Consider the following 2,650-nt stretch of genomic DNA (forward strand, 5'->3'; position numbering starts at 1 on the left):
AGATCATCGATGAGAGGGAGTCGGTCGGTCGAATCGTTCGGGGGGTGGAGTGATCTACAGAATCCTGTTTCGTGATCTACATGATCATGTTTCGCTCAGTGGTGATCAGCCCGGTTTTACTAACTCAATCTGGTACTTTCTATTATATCCGATCCTCCCAAGGGTGTAATTTGGTGATATGGGGTAGGGTGAAGGGGTGATATCGTTGTGTATCTTGGTTTTCTCACCCCCGACAACGAACTATATGGAGTAGTAGAGAATCCAACTGTTAAATGAATATGGAGTGTAATCGAGACACAAACCTATTTCTGGCTGTCGTAGAGACTTGCCAGTAATCCGTCGTAGAAGGCGGATAGGAGTGTTGTAGCACTCCCATCAAGATACACCAATGTCAGATACACCAGCTACGGACTTCAATCTGTCCAATGAGAGTAGCGCAGAGGAGAAAGTTGAATCCCTTATCGAGATCGTTCAGCAGCAGTCTGAGAAGATTTCTGAGGTAGAGGAGGAGTTGGCCGAGAATCAAGAAAAACTCCTCGAGCAGCTTCGAGAGAAGCACGTTGCGACAGTAGCGGTTAAGCGCGTGTTGCTCGAATACGGCCTTTCCTTGGAGCAGGTAGACGAGATTATCGAGACGATCGAGGAAGTCGATAGCAAGCTCGGAGGTGAGAACGATGTGTGAGTGTTGTGAAGAACGTCTTAATCAACTGGAGAGCCGTGTGAGCAAAGTCGAAGCAGAGAACCGAGAACTACGGCAAGAAAATCAGGATCAGGCTGAACGGATCGATGAGCTGGAGGAAGAACTCGAGGAACTCACTCGATGGAGGGGGGGGATCTCGAATTGGACGGAGAGCAACACGGATCGCATCGCCGATCTAGAGGATGAAGTTGAGGAGATCAAGGGAACTGGAGACGAAACCCCTACCCCTCAAGGGGGAGAGAGCACCACTCCAGAGCCACAGACTCCGATCGAGGATGTAGTTGATCTACCCGAAGGACTCGTAGAGGATAATCTCACAGCCAATCAGGAACGTGCTCGATTCGTTGCTAAGGATATCTCGGACTACTCGAAGAGTGTCCCTGCTGGGAGAGCAATCAAGTCGAGTGATCTTCGGAAGGTGTTGAGAGCAAAGGAGGATAGCAGAGTCCACACTCAGACTGTAAGCAGGGTGATCGAGAGGTTAGATGAGCTGGGTAAATCAGAGGTAGAGGTCAGAGAGAGTCGCTCCGGCGAGAGAGCAGTGGTGTTCTCCGAGGAGATCGTTAGTCGGATCGAGTCGCTTCAGAGATCGAGTAACGACGTTGTGATCGGGGAGGAGGTGTGTGGGTAGGNGGTGTTCTCCGAGGAGATCGTTAGTCGGATCGAGTCGCTTCAGAGATCGAGTAACGACGTTGTGATCGGGGAGGAGGTGTGTGGGTAGGTGAAATCGTGATCGGAACCATCTCATCAAGATAGGTCGAACACAGAACCGATGCATTAGCCTCTCTTTGTAGTAGCAACTATAGAAGAACCCTCCTTTATTCAGTAGTAGTGTAGTAGCAGATAACCGATTCTATGGGTTTGGTCAATCGAGGNCAATCACAACGATGTGGCTCACTCCCTTACTCGAGTCGATCACTCGCTCTGGTCAGAACTCGAAGCTCTCACAGTCCGCTCAGTCGGATCTTCCTGATTGGTCAAGGGAATCCATCGTAATGAGGAAACATCGCTTAGAACGAAACTCACAGCCTATACGAGATTCACCCGATGAACCCTCTCCACTGATCGACTTCATCCGACTCATCAGTATCCTCGAATACTCCGAGCTTCTCGAGGTCATCGATGATCGACTTATCGTAGCGACGTATCTGAGCAAGCAGAGTGTTCCGAGTCTCTCGACTCTGATGAGCAGTCTCGATGACTTGAATCAGACCCTTCTCCTCGATGTAGGCGGAAGCTCCCTCAGCTATATCCAGCTTCACGGCCACTCGATGAGCCAGCTCCCGATCGATCTTATCCCGATCATCGTACTTCGCTCTCAATCGCTCGAGGATGGCCTCTGTGACGCGTTCGATCTCCCCCTGACGTTCAGGGCTCAAGCTCTCGTAATGCTTCTCTGGATCCGATCTGAGCCCGTGAGTAGCTCCGTTGCGATTCCCTTCCGGGGCTCCTGCAGTACCCCCGTGGAACTTACACCGACCTTCCCCGAGATGATCGGTTCCATGACCTGCTCTCTGAGAGCAGTATCCAAGGAACCGGACTACTCCATCATCATCCCGATCGATCCGCTTCCCGTTACATCGGTAGCCGGGATCGACAGTCGGAACGCTCTCTGATCTCTCGCCGATGAGATCTTCCTCCCTCTCGAGAGTCATCTCACCACCCCTATGAGATTGATTGATGATATCGAGAGTGAGGGGACTCTCGGATGCTGAGGCAAGGGATTGAGACTCTTTTCTACTCTACTGTGATCAGATTCTCTTTCACTCATAGGCTCTCAGTTGGCTCACAATCGGTCGGACTGTTCTACTACTGTTCTCCCCTCGGATGATGATGAGTCGGATGAGAAAGGGAGTGAGGCTACCAGAAAACCATCGTATCTCCTATCTCCTTATTCGAGAGATGCTCACTGGTGAGGAGATGCTCTCGAAGCTCCTTCCGGTTCATCTC

General features: G+C 50.9%; 3 protein-coding genes. 2 read left to right on the forward strand and 1 reads right to left on the reverse strand.

Annotation, left to right across the window (positions count from 1 at the left end; genetic code table 11):
* Positions 1–388: 388 nt before the first annotated feature.
* Together C492_RS09180 and C492_RS09185 are read left to right on the forward strand one after the other, a co-directional pair.
* On the forward strand, positions 389–682 hold the full coding sequence (locus C492_RS09180) for a hypothetical protein (RefSeq protein ID WP_008422718.1): 294 nt from the start codon (positions 389–391) through the stop codon (positions 680–682).
* Positions 683–719: 37 nt separating this feature from the next.
* A complete protein-coding gene (locus C492_RS09185) occupies positions 720–1,331 on the forward strand; it encodes a hypothetical protein (protein WP_008422719.1) in 612 nt (203 codons plus the stop codon).
* Between the two features lie 409 nt (positions 1,332–1,740).
* Here the strand turns inward: C492_RS09185 and C492_RS23650 are convergent, their stop codons facing one another.
* The gene (locus C492_RS23650) at positions 1,741–2,355 is read right to left on the reverse strand and encodes an excalibur calcium-binding domain-containing protein (protein ID WP_152424868.1); all 615 of its coding nucleotides are present in this window, start codon (positions 2,353–2,355) and stop codon (positions 1,741–1,743) included.
* Positions 2,356–2,650: the final 295 nt, after the last annotated feature.

The organism is Natronococcus jeotgali DSM 18795 (assembly GCF_000337695.1).
Classification (GTDB): domain Archaea; phylum Halobacteriota; class Halobacteria; order Halobacteriales; family Natrialbaceae; genus Natronococcus; species Natronococcus jeotgali.

Coding starts and splice junctions, on each gene's coding strand:
- C492_RS09180 (WP_008422718.1), top strand. CDS start 389: ATGTCAGATACACCAGCTACGGACTTCAATCTGTCCAATGAGAGTAGC.
- C492_RS23650 (WP_152424868.1), bottom strand. CDS start 2,355: ATGACTCTCGAGAGGGAGGAAGATCTCATCGGCGAGAGATCAGAGAGC.